The sequence below is a fragment of the Arthrobacter sp. 3Tela_A genome, from assembly GCF_049311025.1.
In the GTDB taxonomy this organism is placed as follows: domain Bacteria; phylum Actinomycetota; class Actinomycetes; order Actinomycetales; family Micrococcaceae; genus Arthrobacter_B.
The window spans coordinates 1-24213 of the sequence record NZ_JAXIOM010000035.1 but is presented as its reverse complement, the minus strand read 5'-3'; the positions used below and the strand labels follow the sequence as shown (position 1 = coordinate 24213).

Below are 24213 nucleotides of genomic sequence, written 5' to 3'. Positions count from 1 at the left end.
TCATTTGGTGTGATGCGCACCACAGAAATATGGTTGGCGGCATGAGAATTGTTGAAAGGCTCGTATACCGCCGCAAGTCGCGTCTCGTCCGGGCTTTCCTTGTCGGCGTTTTTGGTATCGATTTTCCCGCGCAGGCCAAAGTCGGCAAGGGGCTCGAAATGCCCCACCATGGGATGGGAACGGTTATCCACCCCCGTGCGGTGATTGGCAACAACGTGAAGGTCTTCCACCAGGTGACTATTGGGCGGAAAGATGCCCACCTTCCCATTGAAGATTCCGCTATGGAGCGGGTCGAGATTGGCGACGGTGTGTTGTTGTTCCCGGGGGCCAAAGTCCTTGGCGGTGCCGGGGTGACGACCCTTGGCGCGGGAACCATCGTTGCCGCTAACGCCGTGCTAATGAACTCAACTGGCGAGAACGAAATATGGGCGGGCATCCCGGCGAAGCTCGTTGGGAAACGGGCTGAGGTATAAGCACCAGAGCTCCACGACCGCCCGCTCGGCCGCAGGCTGTGCCATGACGAATCGCGGACCGGGTCACCTGATGGGCTGCTGCGTACCTGCTCGGGGTAGGCCAGACAAAGAAAACACCCCGGTCCGAAGACCGGGGTGTTTCCATTGGCGGAGACGGGGGGATTTGAACCCCCGGTGGGCTTTAGGCCCACACTTCATTAGCAGTGAAGCCCATTCGGCCGCTCTGGCACGTCTCCAATTGCCCTGGCAAACTCACGCTGCCAGCCTGTCAAGACTACCCACAACGGGGGGCTTTCGGCAAAACAGGTTCAGGACAGGCGGCCGGTCAGCGCTTCCCAGAGGAACTCGTAGGACATGGCGTGCATCCGGGCGGACTGGCGGTTGTCCGCAGCGCCCGCGTGGCCGCCCTCCAGTGCTTCGTGGAACCAGACCCGGTCCACGCCCAGCGCCTTCATCCGGGCAGCCATTTTCCGGGCCTGGACGGGACCCACCCGGTCATCGCTGGTGGCAGTCCAGATCAGGGCCGGCGGATACTGCACGTCTTCACGGAGCAGATGGTACGGGGAGAACGTCTTGATGAACTCCCACTGTTCCGGATCATCCGGGTCGCCGTACTCGGCGATCCATGAGGCACCCGCGGAGAGCTTGGTGTACCGGCGCATGTCCAGCAGTGGCACACCGCAGGACACGGCACCGAAGAGCTCCGGGTACAGGGTGAGCATGTTGCCCACCAGCAGGCCGCCGTTACTGCGCCCGGTGCAGCCCAGGTGCTCGCGGGAAGTGACACCGCGCGAGGTGAGGTCCTGCGCCACCGCGGCGAAGTCCTCGTAGGCCCGGTGCCGGTTCTGCTGCAGGGCTGCCCGGTGCCAGTCCGGCCCGTACTCGCCGCCGCCGCGGATGTTGGCCAGCACATAGACACCGCGCCGAAGGACACCGGATTCGTCCGTGTAGCTGCGCTCGAGCCAGCCGCGTCCCACCACGCCGGAGTAGGCAGGGGTGAGTGCCTGCTCGAATCCGCCGTAACCGGACAGCACAGTGGGGTTCCCGCCGTCGAGCACCATGCCCTTGTGGCCCACCTGGAAGTACGGAACCCGGGTGCCGTCCTTGGACACGGCGAAGTGCTGCTCCACCGTGCAGCCGGAGGCATCGAAGAAGGCCGGGGAGGTCTTGACCGGGGAGGCGGCTTCTCCTGGTTTGCCCAGGGTGCCGCGGGACAGTGTGGACGGGGTGGTGAAACCGGTGCTGACCAGCCAATAGTCGTTTCCGGCTGCCTCGTCTTCATCGTCCACGGCGTAGGCATCCACGGAGTGCAGGGGCGGGCAGGCATCGAGTTCCGCCGCCGCCCAGTCCGCGGCCGGATCCAGTACCTGGATCTCGGAGGAGACGTCGCGCAGCAGGTTCAGCAGCAGGTAGTCGCGGGTCCAGCTCCAGGACTGGAGCGACACCGTGGGCTCGGGGGTGAACAGGGTGCGCAGGTTCCGGTTGCCCGCCAGGAAGTCCGCCAGGTCCGCAGCCAGGAGCGAACCGGCCTTGTGCAGGGTTTCGCCCACCAGCCAGTCCGTGCGCGGGCGCATCACCAGCCATTGGCGGTGCAGGTCCACGCTGACGTCCAGCGGCACATCGATCCGGGTCCAGTTCCCGTCCTGCCGCAGGTAGGTGATGCTGTCGTAGAAGTCGATGATGTCCACAGCCACGTCCCGCTCGAAGCCAGGGGTCTGGTCGTGGTGGACGTAGCCCATCATGTGGTCCTCGGGGACCTCGAAGTACAGTGCGGCAGCGCCCGGTTCTTCGCCTCGCTGCAGGGTACGGACCGTGCGGGGGTAGGAGGAAGTGGTCATGCTGCCGGGGCCGAAGTCCGAGGCGACGTACAGGGTGTCCGGTCCGGCCCAGGACACCTGGGTCTTTGCTACGGGCAGGTCGAAGCCGCCGGGCACGAAGGCGCGGTCCACGACGTCGTACTCCCGGTAGCGGGAGGCATCCCCGCCGTCCGGGGAGAGGATCACCAGGGCGCGGCGGTAGGACGTTCCGTCCTCCGGGCGGAGGAACCGTGCCCCTCCCCAGACCCAGTCCGTGCCTTCTTCGGTGCTGAGGCCGTCTACGTCCAGCAGGACTTCCCACGCGGTGGCGGCACCTGTGTAGCTCTCCCAGGTGGTGCGACGCCAGAGGCCCTTGGGGTGCTCCGCGTCCCGCCAGAAGTTGTAGTACCAGTCCCCGCGCTTGACCACCATGGGGATGCGGTCGGTGGAGTCCAGGACTTCAAGCAGCCGCTCTTCGGTCTGTTCGAAGCCGGTGGCGGAAAGCAGCGCTTCGGTCTCGGCGTTCTGCGCCTTTACCCAGTTCAGCTGCCTGTCCCCATAGATATCTTCCAGCCAGAGGAATTCGTCCTCGGTGTCCTGTGGGGTTTCTGCGCTCGCGGAAGTCATGAGCCCATCCTAGGGGCGGATGGTGACACAGGTCTCCGCGGGTGCCACGGTTGAATGGCCTGCGCGCCTGCAGGCGTTCCTGCGGGCATGATGGACTCCATGCCGTTCCCGGTGCGAGAAAGGACCCACATGTCTCTTGTTAGCCGCCGGCGCCGCAGCTCCGAGGTCCGGGCATGACGCTGCTGATTCTTGACCTGGCCGGGGTCTTCTTCTTCGCGGTCTCCGGATCCCTGCTGGCGGCCCGGCGAAACTTCGACATTGTTGGCTCGCTGATGCTCGGATCCCTGGTCGGACTCGGCGGCGGAGTGATGCGGGACCTGATCATTGGACAGGGTGTCCCCCAGGCCTTCATGAATCCGGTGTACCTGGCTCCGCCCGTGCTGGCCGCACTGCTTGTTTTTGTCCATGCACTGGGAGTCCAGCGTTACCGCCGCACGCTTCTGGTTTTCGACGCCGCCGGCCTGGCCCTCTTCTGCGTTACCGGAACACAGACTGCACTCGCCGCCGGACTGCCCCCCGTGTCTGCCGCCCTCCTGGGTGTCACGACGGCCGTAGGCGGAGGCCTGCTGCGCGATGTGGTTGCCAACGAAGTACCGCAGGTGTTCAACCCCAACGGCGTCTACGCGATCCCTGCCCTTCTGGGGGCTGGCCTGGTGTCCTTCTTCTCAGCCGTGGGCGTCTATAACGCGGTTGTGGGCATGTCGGTGGCTGCGCTGGTCTTCACCCTGCGGATCCTTTCGCTCCGCTACGGCTGGCGGATACCGCTGGCAGGCCGCACCGCTGCCGTTACGGACGAGTCCTAGCCCCGGTTCTGCTCCGGTGAAAAGTCCGCCGCGACGGCGGTCAGCCACGCCATCTTCCCGGACCGTCGCAGGCCCGCAGCGCGGTGGCCTAGGGTAATTGCAGGAATCGAGAAGCGGGAGGATCCGTGTTTCGCACCCTGGTGAAAGCTGTGCCCGGTCTGGTGCTCCTGCTGGGCGTTGCCGCCTGCAGCGGGGAGGGCGCGGGGCCTCCCGGCGCGGAGCAGGCTGCAGAAAAGTTCTATTCCGCTGTACAGGCAGGGGATTACGCACAGGCATGCAGCATGCTGGCCCCCGCCACGCTCGAGGACAGCCAACAGGCAGAAGGCGGCGGGGAACAGCCCTGCATCGACAAACTCGCTGCTGTGTCCCTCGCTTCTCCTGGGATGCCGGTCACAAGCCAGGCCTTCGGGCGGAACGCCCAGGTGGTGTTCGAAGCGGACACCGTATTCCTGACACTCTCGAACGGCACCTGGAAAGTCATGGCCGCAGGCTGTACGCCGCGCGGAGAACGCCCCTACAGCTGCCTGATCGAGGGAGACTGAGATGCGCGCACGGTGGGCGTTCATCCTTTGCCTGGCCTTTATCGCCGCCGGGCTTGCCTACATGATCACGGTGGGGGTGCTGCAGCGGTGAAAACACTCAAGCACAACGGGCTGTTCATCGTGTTCTTCGTGCTGTTCCTGCTTTCGCTTGCCGGTCAGGCGCTCGCAGGTGTGGCACTGTTCAATGAACAGCAGACCGCAGCTGGACTGGAACATGTCAGTATCTGGCAGTACATCACTACGTCCAGCTTTGCCGTCGATGTGGCTGAGAACTGGCAGTCAGAATTCCTGCAGTTCCTGCTGCTGATCGTGGCAGCTGTCTGGTTTGTGCAGAAGGGTTCCCCAGAATCGAAGAAAATCGGCAGGGAAGGCCTTGAAACAGACCAGGACCAGCAGATGGGGGAGCACGCCCACCCCGATTCGCCGTCGTGGGCACGTGCCGGCGGCTGGCGTACCCGGCTGTATTCGAACTCCCTTGCTGCCGTGATGGGCGGAATCTTTCTGCTCTCCTGGTTTGCCCAGTCGGTAGCGGGATTCAGTGCGTTCGCGGAACAGCAGCTCGGGAATTTGCAGGACCCGGGGACATGGGGCGAATACGTGCTGTCCCCGGAATTCTGGGGGAGGACCCTGCAGAACTGGCAGTCGGAGTTCCTGGCCGTCGCCTCAATGGTCATCCTGGCTGTCTACCTTCGGCAGCGGGGCTCACCGGAATCGAAACCGGTGGGTGCCGCCCACACGGAGACGGACGTTGAAGGCTAGCAGGCGCGTCTCAGCCGCCGGTTAGCCGGCTGCGAAGAAGTCATGTTCCCACTGCACTGACAATACGAACGCTTCCTCAGCCGCACGCCGCTGGACATCGTCCCCGGAAAGCACATCCTCCAGAATGCCAACCGCACGGGCAGTAGCGGCCGCAAACGCCGGATCGGCGTAGGTGTTCAGCCACTCCCGATAGGGATGGGCCAGGTGGTTTCCGGCGGCAAGCGCCGCGCCCGCGTCCGCGTAGACCCAGAAGCAGGGAACCACCGCGCCCACCAGCCGTGCGTACTCGATCCGGTTCCCTGCATTCCGGCCAGGTCCCAGCAGATGGTCCAGGTAACCCCGGGTCACCGGCATCGCGACCAGGCCCTCGGCGGGGTCCGCAGGAAGATGCCCGACGGCGCCGCCGCGTCCAGCATTGGCATGAAGCCAGTTCCGGTGAAGATCCAGTTCAGCTTCCAGCGCGCCGCTGGCACTTTCTGCCCAGAACAGCTGCTCCTGGAGCGTTGGAGCCAGCTCGCTGGCACGGGCCAGGGCACGGGCATATCCCCGCAGGTAGATTGCGTCCTGGGCCAAATAGCGGGAGAAGGCCCCGCGGTCCAAGCTCCCGTCGCCCAGACCGCGGACGAAGTCCAGGCGGGCGATCCGCGCCCGCACATCCGCGGTCCCCGACCAGAGGTCCGCGGTGCGCTCGCCGGCCGGCGGAACACCGGATCCTGCCGGCGCAGGCAGTGGTACGAGTCCGCGCTCCCAGACCCCGTGGAAATGGTTCACCGGACCATGCCCGGTTCCCACCTCCAGCAAGTCAGCGGTTTCAAGGGCTTCCTGCAGCCAGGCTTTGGCGCCCTCCAGCGCGTGTGCCCAGTTACCGGTCCGGGCGAACAGGGTAGCCAGTGCGGCAGAGAGCGAGCAGCCGGTGCCGTGGGTGTTCTTGGTGTCTACCCGCACGGAACTGAACGCCGAGATCGTGAATCCGCGCTCGCCGTCGGGCATTACCAGCGCATCCGGTGCCGCAGTTCCCGCCAGGTGCCCACCCTTCACCAGCACAGCCGTGTCATACTCGCCGGCAAGACGGCGTCCCTGCTCCAATGCCTCGTCCCAGTTCTGCGCCGGCTCTTCCTCCAGCAGCGCAGCCAGCTCCGGCAGGTTCGGCGTCACGAGGTCCACCTGGTGCAACAGCCCGCGAAGGGCATCTTCGGCGTCGGGGCTGAGCAGGCGGTCACCGCTGCTGGCCACCATCACCGGATCCAGCACCACGGCCGGCTGCCGGACGTCCGCCAGCCAGGAACCCACCATCCGGGCGACCTCGGCGCTGCCCAGCATGCCGATTTTCACCGCATCGATAATCACGTCATCGCTCACCGCGTCCAGCTGTTCGCGAAGGAACCCGGCAGGCGGGGTATGCACGGAGCGGACCCCGTGGGTGTTCTGCGCAACAAGTGCCGTGACCACAGCCATGCCGTATCCGCCGTTGGCAGCGATCGACTTCAGATCCGCCTGGATCCCGGCCCCGCCCGTGGGATCCGTTCCGGCGATGCTCAGGATCCGAGGGACATTCCGGACGCTCAGCTCTCCCATGCCGCCACCAGTTCCTCGGCGCTGCGGCGCGGATCGGCGGCGGTGCAAATAGCGGAAACGACGGCGGCGCCGGACGCTCCGGCGGCCCGCAGGTCCCGGATGTCGGACAGACCGATCCCGCCGATTGCCACGCACGGGACCGGAGCCGCAGACGCAAAGGACCGGAACCCGTCCACGCCCAGCGGGGCAGGATGGTCCGGCTTGGTGCTGGTGGGATGGATGACTCCGGCGCCGAGATAGTCCACCGTTCCCGGTGCCAGGTCCCGTACGGAGTCGAGGTGGGCGGGCGTGTTGGCGGTGAGGCCTACGACGGCGCCGGGGCCGACCAGTGAGCGGACGGAGGCGGCGGGCAGGTCGCTTTGACCAACGTGGACTCCGTGCACCCGGGCGCCGGCTGCCCGGGCGGCGAGGTAAATGTCCACCCGGTCATCGACGAGCACAAGGGCGCGGTCACCGACGGCGTGTGCGACGGCCAGCACCTGGGCGTAGAACTCCGCGGCGGAGGCGTGCTTTTCCCGGACCTGCACGGTGCGCACCCCGACGGCGGCTGCGGCAACAGCGGCGACGCCCCGGTCCCCGCACTGCGCCGCATCAGTGACCAGGTAGATGCCGGTGTTCCTGGCCAGGGCCCGGGGCCGCCGGAGCAGTTCGGACTGCATGCCGGCGCTCATGCCGTCACCAGCAGGTTGTGGATGTCTTCGGCGGAGAGGCTGGCCAGGGCGTCCAGGAATGCCGGGGCAAACGACCCCGGTCCTGCCGACACGGGTGCAGCCTGCTGCGCGGCGATCGTGTATGCGGCGGTGGCTGCCGCCGTGGCGGTGAGGTCGCCGCCGTCGTCCGCGGCGGCGAGGAACGCGGCCGTCACGGCGCCGAGGGCGCAGCCCCCGCCGGTCACCTTGGTCAGCAGCGCGCTGCCGTTGCTGATCCGAAGGGTTGATTCACCGTCGGTGATGACGTCCGTGGGCCCGGAGACCGCCACGACGCAGCCGTACTTCGCCGCCAGGAGTTCGGCTGCGGGAAGGGCATCCTCCGGATTGTCCGTGGCGTCCACGCCCCGTCCGCCCGCGCCCAGCCCGGCCAGGGCCATGACCTCGGAAGCGTTGGCTCGTACGGCGGTGGGACGCAGTGCCAGCAGCTCGGCGGCGAGGGCAGTGCGGACCGGGAGGCTGCCGACAGCCACGGGATCCAGGACCCAGGGTGTGCCGGCATCGTTTGCCGCTGCTGCGGCCTCCAGTATGGCCGTGCGCTGTTCGGCATGCGGGGTGCCCAGATTGATCAGAACCCCCGAGGCGATGCGGGCAAAAGGCCCGGCTTCACCCGGAATGTCCGTCATGGCCGGGGCTGCGCCGAGGGCGAGGAGGACGTTGGCGGTGAAGTTGGTGACCACTGTGTTGGTCAGGCACTGCACCAGCGGCGGTTCGCTGCGCACGCGGGAAAGGAGGGTGGATACAGAAAATGGTGTCAGGCCAATAGTCATCGGCGACATCCCTTCGCTAGTTCTAACTAGATCAGGTTCGACGGGTCTCATCTCAGCCTTGCGGCACCCCGTGTCACTACAGCTGACTCTACGAAGTCAGCGGGCAAATGGCCAGCCGGACGCGGAGCTAGACAGTGTCCATGGCTGCGCAGGGATTACTGCCCGACGCCGGCTGGTGGGCCTGGCCTGCCAGGCGGTGCAGGAGGGTGCGAAGCAGGCTGGCGTCTGCGGGTTCCAGTCCGGCGAGCATGCCGGACTCCGCAGCGGCGACCTGCTCCTCGCAGGCGGCCAGGCGTTGGCGGCCGGCCTTGGTGGCGACGACTTTGCGGGCCCGGCGGTCCGCGGGATCAGGAACCCGTTCCACGTCCCCGGCCTCCGCCAGCTCGTCAATCAGGTAGGTCAGCACAGTCCGGTCGATTCCCAGATGTGCCCCGAGTGCCTGCTGGTTCGGCGGGTCAAAATGAACCACCGTTGAGAGCACCTGAAATCCGCGCAGCCCGCCCGGTGTCCCCTCCAGCGCTGACTGCAGGCGGGCTTGGTAACAGCCCGCCACCACGGCCAAATCCCATCCGAGGCCTCCGGGTATTGCTGTGGTGCTGCCTGTAGTCATGGGGAACATCCTAGCCCGGTAATGCTGGCCCGTAGATGTTCTACACGGCCACTGTTCTGTCATGTCACCTAATGTGTTGGCAGGGTCTGGGCCGGATGCAGGGAAAAATTACCCGGAACAGCTTGCATTCCAGTGAGTACTCATTCCTACTAGGTAGTGGTAGTCAGCAACGCTAGGTAGTGAGGGTTCGATGGGCAGGCAGGCGACGGAAATGCTGAAAGGGGTACTGGAGGGCATTGTGCTTGCTTTCCTCTCCGGCCGATCCGCCTACGGGTATGAAATTACCGCCTGGCTGCGGGACGAGGGCTTCACAGACATTGCCGAGGGCACTGTTTATGCGCTGCTCATCAGGATTGAGCAGCGCGGGCTTGTGGACGTGGTGAAGGTCCCCTCTGAAAAGGGACCCCCGCGGAAAATGTACTCACTCACCGGCCCGGGGCAGGACTACCTCAACGAGTTCTGGAGGACCTGGAGCTTCCTCTCGGAACGGCTGGAACAGCTCCGCGAGGAGGGAAACACTCATGTGGGTTGAGAAGATTCTTGGGGACTTCGGCGACAAGCGCCGCTGGCGGGAGTACAAAAACCGGGTAAAGGCCCTGCCGCCGGGATACCGCACGGCGGCCGAGGCTGTGGAACGGTACCTCATGTACGCCGGTGCCCTGACCCGGGGTGACGTCATGGTTGCCATGTACGAGGACCTGGCCGATCTGTTCGAGCAGGGCGCAGCAGACGGAACCCCGGTCCGGACGATCGTGGGCGAAGACCCGGTGGAGTTCGCGGAGGTCTTCCTGCGGAACTACTCCGACGCCCAGTGGATCAACAAGGAGCGGGAGCGGCTTAACCAGGCCATCGAGAAAGCTGAGCTTGAGGGCGGGGGCAGCACCGGGGGAGGGGAGCCATGAGTGGGCAGCCCGCGGTGCAGGCCGTTCGCGTCCAGGACCTCCACAAGGCTTTCAAGGACCTGCAGGTTCTGCGCGGAGTGGAGTTCGAGGTGGCTCCCGGCACTGTCTTCGCCCTGCTCGGCTCCAACGGGGCCGGGAAGACCACCCTGATCCGGATTCTTGCCACGCTTCTGCGCCCGGATTCCGGTACCGCGGAAGTGGCGGGGTTCGACGTCGCAGCCCAGGCCGCAGAGGTCCGCGCAGCAATCAGCCTCACCGGCCAGTTCGCCGCCGTCGACGACGTTCTCAGCGGACGGGAAAACCTGATGCTGGTAGCCCGGCTGCGGCAGGTTCCCAAGCCGGGCCTGGTAGCGGACGAGCTCCTGAGACGCTTCTCCCTGGCTGACGCCGGAGGGCGGAAAGCTGCCACGTACTCCGGCGGCATGCGCCGGCGGCTGGACATTGCCATGAGCCTGATCGGGAGCCCGGAGGTGGTTTTCCTGGACGAGCCAACAACCGGACTGGATCCGGAGGGGCGCCTGGAGGTGTGGGAGACAGTTCGGCAGCTCGCAGGGCAGGGAACCACGGTGCTGCTCACCACGCAGTACCTGGAAGAAGCCGAACAGCTGGCAGACCGCATCGCGGTCCTGCACGGCGGGGAAATCATTGCCAACGGCACCCTCGCGGAACTCCGGCAGCTCCTTCCTGCGCCGCAGGTCGAGTACGTGGAGAAACAGCCGACACTCGAGGACGTTTTCCTGGCACTTACCGGCTCCGCGGGTGCCGCAGGACATGAGAGGGAAAGACGATGACGGCGGCAGCGAATTTCTACGGCAATACCACTGTGCTGACGGGGCGCTCGCTTCGCCACATTCTGCGCAGCCCGGACACCATCATCACCACGGCTGTCATGCCGGTGGCCATCATGGTGCTGTTCGTCTACGTTTTTGGCGGTGCCATCAACACCGGCGCTACGGAGTACATCGATTACATGCTGCCCGGAATCCTGCTGATAACCGTGGCTTCCGGGGTGGCCTACACCGCGTTCCGGCTGTTCACAGACCTGCAGAGCGGCGTCTTTGAGCGCTTCCAGTCAATGCCGGTCGCCCGGTCGAGTGCGCTCTGGGCCCACGTGCTGACCTCACTGGTGGCCAACCTGCTGTCCCTGGCGCTGGTGATCGGAGTGGCCCTGCTGATGGGCTTCCGTACCGGAGCCGGTCCGGCGGGATGGCTGGCCGTAGCCGGCATGCTGACGCTGGTCACGCTCGCACTCACCTGGGTTGCGGTGGTCGCGGGCCTGGGCGCTAAATCAGTGGAGGGCGCCAGCGCGTTCTCCTATCCGCTGATCTTCCTGCCCTTTGTCAGCTCCGCTTTTGTTCCGACGGACACGATGCCCGGACCGGTGCGCTGGTTCGCGGAGAACCAGCCGGTGACCGCGATCGTCAACACCATCCGGGACATCTTCGCCGGGCAGCCGGTGGGGCCGGACATCTGGACCGCCCTCGCCTGGTGCCTGGGCATCCTTGTTGCGGCGTGCGCCGTTTCAGCCGCGGTGTACCGGAGGCGGATCAGCCGGGGAGCTGCAGCCTAGAACCGGAACCCCCTAGGGCTGGAACCGGTAGCCCATACCGTGCTCGGTCAGGAAGTGGACCGGATGGGACGGGTCCGGCTCCAGCTTCCGCCGCAGCTGAGCCATGTACAGGCGCAGGTACCCGGAATCCGAGGTGCCCGGACCCCACACATCGGTCAGGAGCTGGCCCTGGGTCAGCAGATGGCCCGGGCGCCGGAGCAGCGCCGCGAGTAAATGCCATTCAGTAGGTGTGAGCCGGATTGAGCTTCCGTCGCTGATCCGGGAAACCCGGCGGGCAGCCAGGTCCACCGAGACGTCACCGAAAAGAACAGCCGGGCTGTCCGGTGCGGAACCGGTCCGCCGTTTCAGGGCACGGATCCGTGCCAGCAGCTCTTCGGCGGAGAAGGGCTTGGTCACGTAGTCATCGGCGCCCAGATCCAGCGCCCGGACCTTCTCCGCAGAGTCGGACCGGCCGGAGATCACCAGGATCGGCATGGTGCTCCAGCCACGGACCGCTTCAATGACTTCCATGCCGCTGAGCCCGGGCATCCCGAGGTCCAGGACCATGAGGTCGGGGTGGCAATCCACCGCCCGCCGCACGGCAGCCGCGCCGTCCGAGGCAGCCACCACTTCATAGCCGTACGCTGCCAGGGTAATCTTCAGGGCACGGAGGATCTGGACGTCGTCGTCCGCCAGCAGGATCCTCACAATGCCGCCGCCGCAGCATCTGCAGGCTGGTCCGCCTGTGCAGCCGGCAGGCCCAGGACCATAGTGAGTCCGCCGCCTGGTGTTTTCTCCGTTTCCAGGGTTCCGCCCATGCCTTCCATGAATCCCTTTGCGACAGCCAGGCCCAGCCCCAGTCCAGTCTGGTTGTCGGTGTCTCCCAGCCGCTGGAAGGGAACGAACATTTCATCTCCGCGTTCCGGGGAAATCCCAGGTCCGCAGTCTATGACGCGGATTTCAACTTTCCCGCCGAACTCGCTCGCGGCCAGCACCACCTTCTCCTGCGGTGGGGAGAACCGCATGGCGTTGGCCAGCACGTTAACCAGCACCCGCTGCAGCAGCACGGCGTCGCCCAGGATTGGTGGAAGGCCCGCCGGGAGGTCCAGCTGCACCTGCCCCGGACCCAGCCGCAGTTCCTCCAGCGCAGGCAGGACGGCATCCGCGGCCTCCAGCGGCGCGAGGGAAACTGCCAGCACTCCGGCCTGGAGCCTGCTGACGTCCAGCAGGCTGGTGACCAGAGCGGAGAGGGTCTGCAGCGATTCTTCAGCGGTGGCCAGCAGTTCCTCCCTGTCCTGTTCGCTCCAGGCCACATCCTGGGCCCGCAGGCTGGTGACGGCCGCGGTTGCGGCCGTCAGGGGCCGGCGCAGGTCGTGCCCGACGGCGGCAAGCAGTGCCGTGCGGACCCGGTCGGCTGCTGCCAGCGGCACCAGTCCTTCGGCCCGGGCGGAGAGGTCGCGGTAATCGAGTGCCGCGCCGAGCTGGGCCGCGATGACTTCGAGCAGCCGCCGGTCCGCTGCTGCCGGAACACTGCCGTACAGCTCCAGGACGGCAGCGCCGACGGGTACCTTATGCGCGGGCTGGCCGGAAACGCTGCCGGCCACCGCCAGCTCCGTGTCGTCGGACCGCAGCCGGGCGGCGTCGAGGTTGAAGGCCTCCTGCACCCGGCCCACCAGGGCTTCCACGGCGTCTTCGCCGCGCAGGACATTGCCGGCCACGGAAGCCAGCAGGTCCGATTCCGACGCCGCGCGCCTGGCTGCCCGGGACCGGCGGGCGGCACGGTCCACCACAAAGGAGACCAGCATGGCGTTGGCTGCGTAGAGCACCAGGGCGAACAGGTGAAGCGGTTCTGACACTGTCACGGTGTGCAGCGGCTGGATGAAGAAGTAGTCCAGGGTTACCCCGGAGAGGAGTGCGGCGAACAGTGCCGGCCAGATCCCTCCGGCCAGTGCCACCAGGATCACCAGCAGCTGGTAGGCCAGCACGTCGCTGGTGATCGACTCCGGGGTGCTGACCCCTACCAGCAGCCAGGTGAGCAGCGGGCCTCCGGCCAGGGCAAGGGCAAACCCGGCCGCACGCCGTCGGGCACTCAGGGCGCCGCCCAGGCGCGGCAGCCCGCGGTGCCCGCCCGCGGCACCGTGGTTCACAATGTGCACGTCGATGTCTCCGGACAGGCGGATCACGGTTGCACCGATGCCGGGCCCGCCGAACAGTGCCTTCAGCCTGTCCCGGCGGCTGACGCCGATGACCAGCTGCGTCGCGTTGGCAGAGCGGGCGAAATCCACCAGCGCGCCCGGGATGTCGACGCCAACCACCTGGTGGAAGCTGCCGCCGAGTTTCTCCACCAGTGCCCGCTGCACGGCCAGTTCCCCCGGGTGGCTTTCGCGCAGCCCGTCCGGGTTGGTCACATGCACGGCCAGCAGCTCCCCGCCTGCGGAGCGGGCAGCGATCCGGGCGCCGCGCCGCAGCAGGGTCTGCCCCTCCGGTCCGCCGGTGAGCGCCACGACCACGCGCTCGCGGGCCTCCCATTTGCTGCGGATGCCCTTCTGCGTCCGGTACCGGTTCAGGGCACTGTCCACCTCGTCAGCCAGCCACAGCAGGGCCAGCTCGCGCAGTGCGGTCAGGTTTCCCACGCGGAAGTAGTTGGACAGGGCTGCATCCACCCGTGCGGCCGGGTAGACAATTCCCTCAGCCAGGCGGCCGCGCAGCAGTTCCGGGGCAATGTCCACCAGTTCAATCTGGTCGGCTGCCCGCAGCACGCTGTCCGGCACCGTTTCGCGCTGAACAGTGCCGGTGATGCCTTCCACTACGTCGTTGAGCGACTCGATGTGCTGGATGTTCACCGTGGAGAGCACATTGATCCCGGCGGACAGCAGTGCCTGGACGTCCTGCCAGCGCTTGGCGTTTTCCAGCCCTGGAGCGTTGGTATGCGCCAGTTCATCCACCAGCGCGTACTCCGGCTGCCGGGCCAGCACGGCGGACAGGTCCAGTTCCTCCAGCACCAGGCCCCGGTGCTCCACGTTGCGCCGGGGCACCTGTTCCAGGCCCCGGACGACGGCGGCGGTGCCGGCGCGGCCATGGGTTTCCACCACGGCCACCACCACGTCCCGGCCCTCGCCTGCCAGGCGGTGGCCTTCCTCGGCCATGGTGTAGGTCTTGCCCACACCAGGGGCTGCGCCCAGGAACACCCGGAGCTCTCCTCGTGTCATCCGTTAAGTGTCCAGCTCCTGCAGGGCGATGTTCAGTTCCAACACGTTTACGGTTGGCTCGCCCAGGATTCCAGCGGCGCGGCCGGCGACGGCGGCATCCACGAGGGCGCGGACGGCGTGCTCGGGCAGCTCCCGTGTTTCCGCCACCCGCGCCACCTGGAGGTAGGCGTAGTCCGGGCTGATGTGCGGGTCCAGACCGGACGCGGATGCTGCGAGCGCATCTGCGGGGACATCCCCTTCCGGCACCGATTCCAGTGAGGCAACGGCCTCCCGGCGTGCCTGGACCGTCTCGGCCAGCTGGGGGCTGGACGGGCCCAGGTTGCTGCCGCCGGAGGCAGCGCCGTCGTACGTCCCGGGCCTGGACTGGAACCATTCGGGCAGGGCCGCGCCGGAGCTGTCCGTAAAGGACTGCCCGAGCAGGGCGGAGCCGGTGACATTTCCCCCGGCGCTGACGGGGGAACCGTTGGCCAGGTGTCCGGCGGCGGTCTGGGCCGCTGCGGTGGCGAGCAGCGGGTAGGCGATGCCCAGCAGCAGGGTGAAGAGTGCCAGGGCCTTGGCGGCAACGGCGAACTGCCGGCCTGTGGAACGAAGCATGGTCATAACGGGTCCTTTGGTTCTAGAAGCCGGGAAGCAGGGAAACGGCAAGGTCAATCAGCTTGATGCCGAGGAACGGGGCCACCACTCCGCCAACGCCGAAGACCAGCAGGTTGCGGCTGAGGATGCCCGAAGCCCCGGCGGCGCGGTACTTCACACCGCGCAGGGCCAGCGGGATCAGGGCCAGGATCACGACGGCGTTGAAGATCACCGCGGAAAGGATCGCCGAGGCGGGGGAGTGCAGGCCCATAATGTTCAGGACCGCCAGCCCGGGGAATAGCCCCATGAACATGGCCGGAATGATCGCGAAGTACTTGGCGACGTCGTTGGCGATGGAGAAGGTGGTCAGCGCGCCGCGGGTGATGAGCAGCTGCTTGCCGATCCGCACAATGTCGATCAGCTTGGTGGGGTCCGAATCCAGGTCCACCATGTTGCCGGCTTCCTTGGCCGCAGACGTGCCGGTATTCATGGCGACGCCTACATCGGCCTGGGCCAGTGCGGGTGCATCGTTTGTGCCGTCGCCGGTCATGGCCACCAGCCGGCCGCCTTCCTGCTCCCTGCGGATCAGGGCAATTTTGTCCTCCGGTGTGGCTTCGGCCAGGTAGTCGTCCACCCCGGCTTCGGCAGCAATGGCTTTGGCGGTGCGGGGATTGTCGCCGGTCACCATCACCGTTCGGATGCCCATCCGGCGCAGCTCGGCAAAACGTTCCTTCAGGCCCTGTTTCACCACGTCCTTGAGGTAGACCACGCCGAGGATCCGGGCCACGCCCGCTGCGTCCCGCTCTGCGACCACCAGCGGGGTGCCGCCTGCGGCGGAGACCGTGTCCACCCGGTACGTGAGGTCGGAGAGGACGTCGACGGCGATGCCTCCGGACTCGGCCGCCCAGTCCAGAACCGCAGACCCGGCGCCCTTGCGCACACTGGAGCCGTCCTCGAAATCCAGTCCGCTCATTCGGGTCTGGGCTGTGAACGGGATCCCCGCCGCGCCGGGGGCCGGTTCTGCCGCCACGCCGCGGGAGGCAGCCAGCTCCACGATGGACCTTCCCTCCGGAGTGGGATCCAGTGCCGAGGACAGTGCGGCAGCCCGGATCAGTTCCTCCTGCCGCGCTCCGGCCACCGGGTAGAACTCGGCGGCCTGGCGGTTGCCGTACGTGATGGTGCCGGTCTTATCCAGCAGCAGGGTGGTTACGTCTCCGGCAGCCTCGACCGCACGGCCGGACATTGCCAGCACATTGTGCTGCACCAGGCGGTCCATGCCGGCGATTCCGATGGCCGAGAGCAGGGCACCGATGGTGGTGGGGATCAGGCAGACCAGCAGGGCGGTGAGCACGGGAACACTGATCACGGCTCCGGCGTATCCGGCCATCGGATTCAGGGTCAGCACCACCAGCAGGAAGACCAGGGTGAGGGTGGAGAGCAGGATGTCCAGTGCCACCTCGTTGGGGGTTTTCCGGCGCGCGGCTCCTTCCACCAGGGAGATCATCCGGTCCACGAAAGTCTCACCCGGGCGGCTGGTGATCCGGACGACGATCCGGTCCGAAAGCACCCGTGTACCGCCGGTGACCGCCGACCGGTCGCCGCCTGATTCCCTCACCACCGGAGCGGATTCGCCGGTAATGGCCGACTCATCGACGGAGGCGATGCCTTCGATGATGTCTCCATCACCGGGAATGACTTCACCGGCGGTGACTACAACGACGTCGCCCAGCACCAGGTCTGCCGACGCCACGTCTTCCACAGCGGCGTTCAGCGCGGCCGGGTCTGAGGCCGGATCGTACCCGCTGACCCGCCGGGCAGCCGTGGTGCTGCGGGTGGCCCGCAGCGAGGCCGCCTGTGCCTTGCCGCGGCCTTCGGCCACAGCTTCCGCGAGGTTCGCGAACAGCACGGTCAGCCAGAGCCAGATAGCAATCAGCCAGGTGAATCCGGCGGGCACCGGGGAGCCTCCGGATTCCGGGGACCCGCCGGTGAAGGATTCAGCAATGGCGATCACGGTGATGAGGGCTGCGCCGGCTTCGACCACGAACATGACCGGTGTGTGCCACATCCGGCGCGGATCGAGTTTGGCTAAAGCAACAGGGAAGGCCTTCGCCGCCTGCTGCCAGCTGAAGCCGGCTGGGGCAGCCGGGCGGGGTGTGGACTGGGCCGGGACGCTGCCCGGTTCGGGGCGGTGTTTGGTGAGGATGGACATGTCAGATCAGTCCTTCTGCCAGGGGACCCAGCGCGAGTACGGGAAAGAACGTAAGAGCAGTGACGAGCACGGTAACGCCGCTGAGCATCAGCACCGACTGGGGCCGGTGCGTGGGAAGGGTTCCGGCTGTCACCGGCACCTTGCCCTGCACGGCCAGGGTTCCGGCGAGCGCCAGGACGAAGATGATCGGCAGGAAGCGGCCGAGCAGCATGGCCAGGCCCAGTGCAGTGTTCAGCCACGGTGTATTGGCGGTCAGCCCGGCGAAGGCCGAACCGTTGTTGTTGGCCGCGGAGGTGAACGCGTAGAGCACCTCACTGAAGCCATGCGGGCCGCTGTTCAGCATGGAGGTGTTTTCGATTTCCGCGCGGATGCCGGGCAGGGCGAAGCTCAGGGACGTACCGGCGAGGACCAGCGCGGGCATGGTCAGCACGTACAGGCACGCGAGCTTGATCTCCCGGGGCCCGATCTTTTTGCCCAGGTATTCGGGAGTCCGGCCAACCAGCAGCCCGGAAATGAAGGCCGCGACAACGGCCAGCACCAGCATGCCGTAGAGCCCGGAACCCACACCGCCCGGGGCAATCTCGCCGAGCATCATGTTCAGCATGGCCATCATGCCGCCGAGGGCCCCGAAGCTGTCATGCATGGAGTTCACGGCACCGGTGGAGGTCAGGGTGCTGGTGCTGCCGAACAGGGTGGAGCCGGCGACGCCAAAGCGGGTTTCCTTGCCCTCCATGGCACCGGCGGTCCCGTTGGCTGCAGCGAACTCAAACGCCGTCATGGCAGCCAGGGACAGGACGAAGATGCCCGCCATGGCGGCGAGGATGGCGTACCCCTGCCTGCGGTCACCGATCATGGCGCCAAACGTGCGCGGCAGCGAGAACGGAATGATGAGCATCAGCAGCACGGAGACCAGGTTGGTAAACGCGGTTGGGTTCTCGAACGGGTGGGCGGAGTTCGCGTTGAAGAACCCGCCGCCGTTGGTGCCCAGCAGCTTGATGGCTTCCTGCGTGGCCACCGGGCCGCCCGGGATGCTCTGGGTGCCTCCGGCCAGGGTTGAAACCTCGGTGAAGCCGGTGAAGTTCTGGATGACCCCGCCCAGCAGCAGAATCACGGCTCCCACTGCCGCACCCGGCAGCAGGATGCGGGTGAGGGACCGGGTCAGGTCCACCCAGAAATTGCCGATGGTCACGGCCCCGCGGCCAGCGAAGCCCCGCACCAGGGCAATGGCCACGCAGAGCCCGACGGCGGCGGACAGGAAGTTCTGGACCGCCAGGCCCGTGGCCTGGACGGCGTAGCCCATGGTGGCTTCGGGCGAGTAGGACTGCCAGTTGGTATTGGTTACGAAGGACACCGCGGTGTTGAAGGACAGGCCCTCCGGAACAGCGGGCAGTCCCAGGGAAGCGGGAAGCAGCGGCTGGAGCCGCTGCAGCAGATAGAGCGCCAGCACACCCAGCGCCGAGAACACCAGGACCGACCGAAGATAGGACTGCCAGGGCTGCCCCGAGCGCGGGGCGACGCCCAGCACCCGGTACACGCCGCGTTCGGCAGCCAGGTCCTTCTGCGAGGTATAGGCGTGAGCCATGTAGTCGCCCAGCGGACGGTGTACCAGGGCAAGGAACAGGGCGACGGCGAGGAACTGGCCGAGCGCCAGCCAGCCCGCCATCAGAATTTCTCCGGCCGCAGGAGTGCAGCCAGCACGTAGACCGCCGAGACGGCAGCCAGGATCAGCGCAGCGTAGTCGAAGACGTTCACAGCTTCTCCACCGCCCGCGCCAGCAGGGCCAGTCCGGCGAAGAACGCCGCCGTTCCCGCGACTATCAGTACATCCAGCAAGGGGTGCCCCCAACAAACTCGTTCGTGCTCCCACCGGTCCGGAAGGAGGGCGCCGTGAAGCGCCGAAACGAGTAGAAACCCCGTGCCGGGGTGTTTGGGGAATCCTCACGGATTCCTAACGCCAGGCAGGCAGACCATAACGAATTCCCTGCGGTTCGGGCCCTGGGAGGTCGGCTGGCCGGTGCTGCCGTTCCGCGGGGCATGGCACAGCCCGTAGTGTTTTCCGCACCCGGAGCCGCTAGTTTCCCCTTGGAGTCATCGTGTCGATCCTCACCCTGCTGCTCCCGCTGGCCGGGATCATCGCCGCCGTGATCCTGATAGTGCTCATCTTCCGCGGCTCACGTATCCCGGTGGAGGATGTCCAGGGCCGCAAACGGGTCAACCGCTGGTTCTGGATCCTGGGAGTGTTCGTGGCGGCAGTGTTTGTTTTCCTGACGTTCGCATGAGCCGGACCTGGTCCGGGACAAAGGTCCGCGCAGGTCAGCGCTGGCCGGCGGATACCCTAGAAGGATGGACAAAGGCCAAACCCTCCGCGTTGCCGTGATCGGTGCCGGTCCGCGCGGTGTCTCGGTCCTTGACCGGCTGCTTGCCCGCTACCTGGAACTGCCGGCTGCGGACCGGCCTGTGCTGCAGGTCAGCATGGTTGATCCGTTCAACCCGGGGCCCGGGCATGTGTGGCGGACCAGCCAGTCCCGGCAGTTCCTGATGAACACCCCCTGCCTTTTCCCTACGGTGGTCCCCGCTGGGCGGACAGCCGAAGAACTCGCTCCCTCAGCCACAGGGCTCTCGCTGGGACAGTGGGTGCGCCTGATGGCCCAGGACCCGGCACCTGCGCTGAGCGCCGGGGACCGGGAGGAAATCGCCTGCCTTGGCCCTGCCGACTTCCCCAGCCGCGCCCTGTACGGCAGGTATCTGGAATGGACCTACGCGCATCTGGCGGATGCTGCCGCCCAGGCGGGCGCCGTCGTTGTCCATCACCGGGCCGAAGCCCTGTCGCTGCAGCGTCTGGGCACCGGGTTTGTCATTGAACTGGCGGGGGAGGACCCGCTGGCTGCGGACGCCGTGGTCCTCGCCCTGGGCCATCTGCCGGCAGCCCTCACGCCCGAGCAGAACCGGCTTAGCGATGCCGCCTCCCGGCTGGGGCTGCAGTACCTGCCCCCGGCCGTTCCCTCGGACGCGGACTTCTCCGTGCTGCCCGCCGGGGAACCTGTGCTGGTCCGCGGCCTGGGACTGAACTTCTTTGACATCATGGCGCATGTGACCCTGGGCCGCGGCGGAGTGTTTGTGCCAACCGGGGAGCCCGCGGGCCGTGCCCTGCGCTACGAGCCTTCCGGCCGGGAACCGGTGCTGGTGGCCGCCTCGCGCCGCGGCACCCCGTACCGTGCCAAGGCAAAACTCGAGAGTTATGTGCCGCGCAGCGTGACCCTGCGCTGGTTTACCCAGGAAACTGCCGGGAGGTTTGCCGCGGAAGGCATCCAGCCCGGGTTCGACCACGACCTCTGGCCGCTGCTGCACCGCGATGCCGTGTGGGCTTACTACTCAACCCTGGCGCGGACCACCCCGGACTGCCTCACAATCCCGGCTGACGACTTCCTCGCTGAGCTGGAAGCCGCGCTCAATGTGGCCGGCCCGGACTGGGATGCCGCAAAGGAAGAAGTCCTGGCGCGCTGCGTGCCGTCGGACCAGCGGGCCAGCCTGGAAGCTTTGGCCCAGCCGCTGGGCCGGCGTCCGTTCGCCGGTCCCGAGGACCTGGACGCAGAAATCCTGCGCTATCTGGAGGACGACGCTGCCGGCTCCGCGAAGGGCGAGGACGACCCGCTGAAGATGGCCATCGGTGCGCTGAACGCCGGCCGTTCCCTGCTGAAGGCAGTAGTGGCCGACGGCGGACTGGCGGAGGAATCCTGGCTCACTGAACTGCGCGGCTGGTTTGAACCCCTGGTGGAGGGGCTGGCCTCCGGGCCGCCGCCGGAACGGATCGAACAGCTCGCCGCCCTGGTGCGCGCAGGGCTGGTCCACTTTGTGGGTCCGGACCCGCGTTTCGACGTCGATGAAGCCCGCGCCGTCTTCACCGCGTCTTCTCCCTGGGTAGCAGGTGAGTACGCGGCCACCACCCTCGTGGAGGCGATGATGCCGCCCAACCGGGTCAACGCAACGCTCTCACCACTGCTGGCGGATCTGCTGCACCGCGGGGAAGCCCGGCCCAAGGTGATGATGGCGCCCAACGGCACGCCCGTCCTTACGCCGGGGCTGGATGTTTCACTGCCGCCGTACCGTCCGCTGGACGTCAAGGGCAAACCCCAGGAGAACCTCTACGTCCTGGGCCTGCAGCTCTCCTCGGTGCAATGGGGCACCGCGATCGCCGCGGAATCCGGAGCCCCGGCCTCAGCCGGTTCCCGGACCCTGCGCGACGCCGATGACATTGCTGCGGCGCTCCTGGCCGGCCCCGGACTGCCCCGGGACCGGCAGGAGCCCGCTAGAACGGGTACTGACGCGGTTCGTGCTGGAGCGTGACTGTCTGGTCCTGAGTGAACTCCTCGACGGCCCACTCGCCGTTGAACCGACCCAGGCCGGAGTTCTTCACCCCGCCGAAGGCTACGTGCACTTCATCATGGACAGGCATGTCATTCACGTGGGCCATGCCCACCTGCAGCTTCCGGGCGAACTGCAGCCCGCCCTCGGCTGAGGCGGTGAAGACTGCGCCGGAGAGGCCCTGCGGGGTGGCGTTGGCCAGTTCCAGTGCATGAGCGGCGTCGCGTGCGCGCTGGATGCCTGCGATCGGGCCGAAGATCTCCTCGCGTGCCAGCTCCATGTCCTGGGTGACGCCGGTGAAGATCCACGGGCTGAGGACCTGCCCGTTGGTGCTGCCTTCCAGGACGGTTTCAGCACCTTCTTCCTTGGCCTGGTTGATCTTGGTTTCCAGGCCTTCGAGCTGCTTGGCGTTGATGATCGGGCCGATCACGGTCTTCGGATCCGAGGGATCGCCCACGGGCAATGACCGTACGTGCTGGGTGAACTTCTCCACGAACTCGTCATGGATGGAGTCCTCAAGGATGATCCGGTTGATTGCCATGCAGATCTGTCCCTGGTGCAGGAACTTGCCCATTACCGCGGCACGGACGGCCTGGTCCACATCGGCATCAGCCAGGACCACGAACGGGCCGTTGCCGCCGAGTTCAAGCGCCGTGTACTTGAGGTGGTCACCGCTCGCGGCGAGGGCGCCCACGTTCTTGCCCACCGCCGTCGAGCCCGTAAACGAAATCAGGGACGGGACGGGGTGCTCCACGAAGGCATCACCGATTTCGGAGCCGGCGCCGGCCACTACGCTCAGCACGCCGGCCGGCAGCCCTGCTTCCTCAAAGACCTTGGCAATCAGCAGGCCGCCGGTGACCGGTGTGTCGCTTGCCGGCTTAAGAACGACGGCGTTGCCAAGTGCAAGGGCGGGTGCCACGGAACGCTGGGAGAGGTGGAGCGGGAAGTTCCAGGGACTGATGACGCCGACGACGCCGAGCGGGCCGCGGTAGACGCGGTCTTCCTTGCCGGGGATATCGGAATCAAGGATCTGGCCGTGGACGCGGTGGGGAAAGGACGCAGATTCTCGGGTGATGGCAGTTGCCGAGTCGATCTCGATCGCGGCCTTTACCGCTGTGCTGCCGGATTCAGCTGCGAGCCAGGCGGCGATTTCATCGCGCCGTTCTTCCAGGATGTCGGCGGCACGCTCCAAGATGCGGCGGCGTTCGGCCGGGGGAGTGGCGGCCCAGTCCGGCTGGGCTTCCTGCGCGCTGCGGTATGCATCGTCGAGGTCTTCGCTGGAGGCCAGCTGCAGGGTCAGGAGTTCTTCGCCGGTGTAGGGGTTCGTGTCCGGGGATGCTTTGTGTGAACGGCCTTCGCGCCATTCTCCGGCGATGAACTGCTTGGCCGGGATCCAGCCGGATGCTGCGGGGTTGGCGGCGGTCATGGGCGTTCTCCTTTGTGAGGGTACGTTTCTGACGATGCCGGGTATAACCAAGCATACTTACTTCTTGTTCCCTGTTTGGTCCGGGAATCTTGGCCTGTTTGGTCCGTTCCAGCCGGTGCATGACCGCGGTGCGGAACCTGGCTCGGTGCAGGGGCCTTCAAGCTTCGGGGAGTAAACGTCGATTTGGGCCTGGCTGCCGAAACCTTCGGGGAGTAAACGTCGCTTTGGGCCTGGCTGCCGAAACCTTCGGGGAGTAAACGTCGATTTGGGCCCACTTTAGCGACGTCAAGTCACCTAGGGTTTGCGTAAATGGAGGCTAAACGACGTTATGTCACCGAGGGTTTGGCGGGCTGGGCCACAGGTCGCGCGGGTGGCCAATCCGCAGCAGCCGGCCAACGAGTAGGAATTCAGGTACTGGCTACAGCAGACAGCCAGAGGTTTGCGGGCTAGATTCGGTCCGCCGGGGCGCCCGTTCCGGCACAGTCTCGTATCCCGGGGGATTCTGGTGGAGGCAACGACTCAGGTGAGCCTGCCTGCAAGGACCGGGGTGCCGCCAGTGCGGGTCGGGCCATGAGCTGGAAGCGGTTCTGGACCATCACGGCCGTCTGCCTGGCGCTCATGGTACTGGCGATAATGCTCGTGCTGGATGGCGGCGACATCAATGACCCGGACTTCATGTGCAGGTTCGGCATGGGCCGCAGTTCGTGGGTATGCGACCAGTCTTGACTGTCCATCGCGCAGCCATCCAACAACGAGGAGTGATGAGTGGACATTTCCTGGCCCGGACTGATCATCGGAACGCTGATGACCGCCGCCTGTATTTTCGCTTTTCGCAAGAGGGACGCCATCAGCGGTTTCGCCAGCTCCCAGCCTGAGTTCTTTCTGGGGAAGAAGATCGCGACGAAGGTGGACACGGGCCCGGAGCGTATGAAGGCAGCTCTCCTGTTGCCGATCCTCGGCGGAATCGTGATGGGAGCAGTGTTGGTCATTCTGTCCCTGACCGGGGTTATGGCACGTTCTGCCCACGACGGGCCTGATCCTTTGAGTCAGGGATTCGACCCGCTGGTGCTCGTTTTTATTGTGCTGGTGCTGATAGCCCTGGGGTTCGGCGCACTCGGGCTTATCCAGACTGTCGTCCGCAGGACAAACCCGCCAACCCCCGCACAATTGAGGGGCCTGGGGCTGGCCGGCATGGGCTTTATGGTGGCAGCGGGTGTGGTCTTCTACTTCATAACCAGCAGCTAGCCACCCAAAAAACCACGACGGGGCCCCGCCCCGGGATGGGGCGCGGGCCCGACCGGGAAAACCGGCGAGGAAACCAA

The 24213-nt window shown here is 66.4% G+C and carries 23 protein-coding genes, 1 tRNA gene and 1 riboswitch; of the genes, 11 read left to right on the top strand and 13 right to left on the bottom strand.

The window, feature by feature from the left end; genetic code table 11:
* The first annotated feature begins 41 nt into the window (after positions 1-41).
* Positions 42-473, top strand: coding sequence for a serine O-acetyltransferase (locus TVC13_RS11330; protein WP_422401306.1), 432 nt, complete (start codon positions 42-44; stop codon positions 471-473).
* A gap of 145 nt (positions 474-618) precedes the next feature.
* Here TVC13_RS11330 and TVC13_RS11325 read toward each other — a convergent pair.
* Positions 619-709, bottom strand: a tRNA-Ser gene (locus tag TVC13_RS11325).
* Between the two features lie 72 nt (positions 710-781).
* A complete protein-coding gene (locus tag TVC13_RS11320) occupies positions 782-2896 on the bottom strand; it encodes a prolyl oligopeptidase family serine peptidase (protein WP_422401305.1) in 2115 nt (704 codons plus the stop codon).
* Positions 2897-3069: 173 nt separating this feature from the next.
* Here TVC13_RS11320 and TVC13_RS11315 point away from each other — a divergent pair, with 173 nt between their 5' ends.
* From TVC13_RS11315 to TVC13_RS11305, 3 genes are all read left to right on the top strand, one after another.
* Complete coding sequence (locus tag TVC13_RS11315; RefSeq protein WP_422401304.1) at positions 3070-3699, top strand: trimeric intracellular cation channel family protein; 630 nt, start codon at positions 3070-3072, stop codon at positions 3697-3699.
* Between the two features lie 125 nt (positions 3700-3824).
* Positions 3825-4241, top strand: a complete 417-nt coding sequence (locus TVC13_RS11310; protein ID WP_422401303.1) for a hypothetical protein — start codon at positions 3825-3827, stop codon at positions 4239-4241.
* An 87-nt stretch (positions 4242-4328) separates the two neighbouring features.
* Positions 4329-5000, top strand: a complete 672-nt coding sequence (locus TVC13_RS11305; RefSeq protein ID WP_422401302.1) for a DUF6766 family protein — start codon at positions 4329-4331, stop codon at positions 4998-5000.
* Between the two features lie 21 nt (positions 5001-5021).
* Here the strand turns inward: TVC13_RS11305 and TVC13_RS11300 are convergent, their stop codons facing one another.
* From TVC13_RS11300 to TVC13_RS11285, 4 genes are all read right to left on the bottom strand, one after another.
* Positions 5022-6575 carry a bifunctional hydroxymethylpyrimidine kinase/phosphomethylpyrimidine kinase gene (locus tag TVC13_RS11300; protein ID WP_422401301.1) on the bottom strand — a complete coding sequence of 518 codons (1554 nt, stop codon included), beginning with the start codon at positions 6573-6575 and terminating at the stop codon, positions 5022-5024.
* Complete coding sequence (gene thiE / locus TVC13_RS11295) at positions 6563-7246, bottom strand: thiamine phosphate synthase (protein WP_422401300.1); 684 nt, start codon at positions 7244-7246, stop codon at positions 6563-6565. The genes TVC13_RS11300 and thiE overlap by 13 nt, the downstream gene beginning before the upstream one ends.
* Complete coding sequence (gene thiM, locus TVC13_RS11290) at positions 7243-8052, bottom strand: hydroxyethylthiazole kinase (RefSeq protein WP_422401299.1); 810 nt, start codon at positions 8050-8052, stop codon at positions 7243-7245. The genes thiE and thiM overlap by 4 nt, the downstream gene beginning before the upstream one ends.
* Positions 8044-8133: riboswitch (TPP riboswitch) on the bottom strand. It overlaps the preceding gene by 9 nt.
* A gap of 46 nt (positions 8134-8179) precedes the next feature.
* Complete coding sequence (locus TVC13_RS11285; RefSeq protein ID WP_422401298.1) at positions 8180-8662, bottom strand: MarR family winged helix-turn-helix transcriptional regulator; 483 nt, start codon at positions 8660-8662, stop codon at positions 8180-8182.
* A 190-nt stretch (positions 8663-8852) separates the two neighbouring features.
* On the opposite strand from TVC13_RS11285, the gene TVC13_RS11280 reads away from it, so the two are divergent.
* The 4 genes from TVC13_RS11280 to TVC13_RS11265 are packed head-to-tail and all read left to right on the top strand — an operon-like array spanning position 8853 to position 11134.
* Entirely contained in the window at positions 8853-9194 is a 342-nt protein-coding gene (locus TVC13_RS11280) for a PadR family transcriptional regulator (protein ID WP_422401297.1), read from the top strand.
* Complete coding sequence (locus TVC13_RS11275) at positions 9184-9564, top strand: DUF1048 domain-containing protein (protein WP_422401296.1); 381 nt, start codon at positions 9184-9186, stop codon at positions 9562-9564. The genes TVC13_RS11280 and TVC13_RS11275 overlap by 11 nt, the downstream gene beginning before the upstream one ends.
* On the top strand, positions 9561-10355 hold the full coding sequence (locus tag TVC13_RS11270) for an ABC transporter ATP-binding protein (protein WP_422401295.1): 795 nt from the start codon (positions 9561-9563) through the stop codon (positions 10353-10355). The genes TVC13_RS11275 and TVC13_RS11270 overlap by 4 nt, the downstream gene beginning before the upstream one ends.
* The gene (locus TVC13_RS11265) at positions 10352-11134 is read left to right on the top strand and encodes an ABC transporter permease (protein ID WP_422401294.1); all 783 of its coding nucleotides are present in this window, start codon (positions 10352-10354) and stop codon (positions 11132-11134) included. Before TVC13_RS11270 ends, TVC13_RS11265 begins: the two co-directional genes overlap by 4 nt.
* Before the next feature lie 12 nt (positions 11135-11146).
* Here the strand turns inward: TVC13_RS11265 and TVC13_RS11260 are convergent, their stop codons facing one another.
* From TVC13_RS11260 to TVC13_RS11235, 6 genes are read right to left on the bottom strand one after another with little or no spacing between them, the layout of a single operon-like run.
* Positions 11147-11821, bottom strand: coding sequence for a response regulator (locus TVC13_RS11260; RefSeq protein WP_422401293.1), 675 nt, complete (start codon positions 11819-11821; stop codon positions 11147-11149).
* Complete coding sequence (locus TVC13_RS11255) at positions 11818-14322, bottom strand: DUF4118 domain-containing protein (protein ID WP_422401292.1); 2505 nt, start codon at positions 14320-14322, stop codon at positions 11818-11820. Before TVC13_RS11255 ends, TVC13_RS11260 begins: the two co-directional genes overlap by 4 nt.
* Positions 14323-14325: 3 nt before the next feature.
* Positions 14326-14922 (bottom strand): potassium-transporting ATPase subunit KdpC, encoded by a 597-nt coding sequence (gene kdpC / locus TVC13_RS11250; protein ID WP_387011478.1) that lies wholly within the window; start codon positions 14920-14922, stop codon positions 14326-14328.
* A 16-nt stretch (positions 14923-14938) separates the two neighbouring features.
* Complete coding sequence (gene kdpB / locus TVC13_RS11245) at positions 14939-17104, bottom strand: potassium-transporting ATPase subunit KdpB (protein WP_422401291.1); 2166 nt, start codon at positions 17102-17104, stop codon at positions 14939-14941.
* Between the two features lies 1 nt (position 17105).
* Positions 17106-18767, bottom strand: a complete 1662-nt coding sequence (gene kdpA, locus TVC13_RS11240) for a potassium-transporting ATPase subunit KdpA (RefSeq protein ID WP_422401290.1) — start codon at positions 18765-18767, stop codon at positions 17106-17108.
* Positions 18767-18856, bottom strand: a complete 90-nt coding sequence (locus TVC13_RS11235) for a potassium-transporting ATPase subunit F (RefSeq protein WP_422401289.1) — start codon at positions 18854-18856, stop codon at positions 18767-18769. The genes kdpA and TVC13_RS11235 overlap by 1 nt, the downstream gene beginning before the upstream one ends.
* A gap of 340 nt (positions 18857-19196) precedes the next feature.
* Here TVC13_RS11235 and TVC13_RS11230 point away from each other — a divergent pair, with 340 nt between their 5' ends.
* On the top strand, positions 19197-19382 hold the full coding sequence (locus tag TVC13_RS11230; protein WP_055239846.1) for a hypothetical protein: 186 nt from the start codon (positions 19197-19199) through the stop codon (positions 19380-19382).
* 64 nt (positions 19383-19446) lie between these two features.
* Complete coding sequence (locus tag TVC13_RS11225) at positions 19447-21447, top strand: FAD/NAD(P)-binding protein (protein ID WP_055239847.1); 2001 nt, start codon at positions 19447-19449, stop codon at positions 21445-21447.
* Here the strand turns inward: TVC13_RS11225 and TVC13_RS11220 are convergent.
* A complete protein-coding gene (locus tag TVC13_RS11220; RefSeq protein ID WP_387011484.1) occupies positions 21410-22891 on the bottom strand; it encodes an aldehyde dehydrogenase family protein in 1482 nt (493 codons plus the stop codon). The genes TVC13_RS11225 and TVC13_RS11220 overlap by 38 nt on opposite strands.
* Positions 22892-23656: 765 nt before the next feature.
* Here TVC13_RS11220 and TVC13_RS11215 point away from each other — a divergent pair.
* A complete protein-coding gene (locus TVC13_RS11215) occupies positions 23657-24136 on the top strand; it encodes a hypothetical protein (protein ID WP_387011486.1) in 480 nt (159 codons plus the stop codon).
* Positions 24137-24213 lie beyond the last annotated feature (77 nt).

Coding starts and splice junctions, on each gene's coding strand:
- TVC13_RS11330 (WP_422401306.1), top strand. CDS start 42: ATGAGAATTGTTGAAAGGCTCGTATACCGCCGCAAGTCGCGTCTCGTC.
- TVC13_RS11320 (WP_422401305.1), bottom strand. CDS start 2,896: ATGACTTCCGCGAGCGCAGAAACCCCACAGGACACCGAGGACGAATTC.
- TVC13_RS11315 (WP_422401304.1), top strand. CDS start 3,070: ATGACGCTGCTGATTCTTGACCTGGCCGGGGTCTTCTTCTTCGCGGTC.
- TVC13_RS11300 (WP_422401301.1), bottom strand. CDS start 6,575: ATGGGAGAGCTGAGCGTCCGGAATGTCCCTCGGATCCTGAGCATCGCC.
- thiE (WP_422401300.1), bottom strand. CDS start 7,246: ATGAGCGCCGGCATGCAGTCCGAACTGCTCCGGCGGCCCCGGGCCCTG.
- thiM (WP_422401299.1), bottom strand. CDS start 8,052: ATGACTATTGGCCTGACACCATTTTCTGTATCCACCCTCCTTTCCCGC.
- TVC13_RS11285 (WP_422401298.1), bottom strand. CDS start 8,662: ATGACTACAGGCAGCACCACAGCAATACCCGGAGGCCTCGGATGGGAT.
- TVC13_RS11280 (WP_422401297.1), top strand. CDS start 8,853: ATGGGCAGGCAGGCGACGGAAATGCTGAAAGGGGTACTGGAGGGCATT.
- TVC13_RS11275 (WP_422401296.1), top strand. CDS start 9,184: ATGTGGGTTGAGAAGATTCTTGGGGACTTCGGCGACAAGCGCCGCTGG.
- TVC13_RS11270 (WP_422401295.1), top strand. CDS start 9,561: ATGAGTGGGCAGCCCGCGGTGCAGGCCGTTCGCGTCCAGGACCTCCAC.
- TVC13_RS11265 (WP_422401294.1), top strand. CDS start 10,352: ATGACGGCGGCAGCGAATTTCTACGGCAATACCACTGTGCTGACGGGG.
- TVC13_RS11255 (WP_422401292.1), bottom strand. CDS start 14,322: ATGACACGAGGAGAGCTCCGGGTGTTCCTGGGCGCAGCCCCTGGTGTG.
- kdpC (WP_387011478.1), bottom strand. CDS start 14,922: ATGACCATGCTTCGTTCCACAGGCCGGCAGTTCGCCGTTGCCGCCAAG.
- kdpB (WP_422401291.1), bottom strand. CDS start 17,104: ATGTCCATCCTCACCAAACACCGCCCCGAACCGGGCAGCGTCCCGGCC.
- kdpA (WP_422401290.1), bottom strand. CDS start 18,767: ATGGCGGGCTGGCTGGCGCTCGGCCAGTTCCTCGCCGTCGCCCTGTTC.
- TVC13_RS11225 (WP_055239847.1), top strand. CDS start 19,447: ATGGACAAAGGCCAAACCCTCCGCGTTGCCGTGATCGGTGCCGGTCCG.
- TVC13_RS11220 (WP_387011484.1), bottom strand. CDS start 22,891: ATGACCGCCGCCAACCCCGCAGCATCCGGCTGGATCCCGGCCAAGCAG.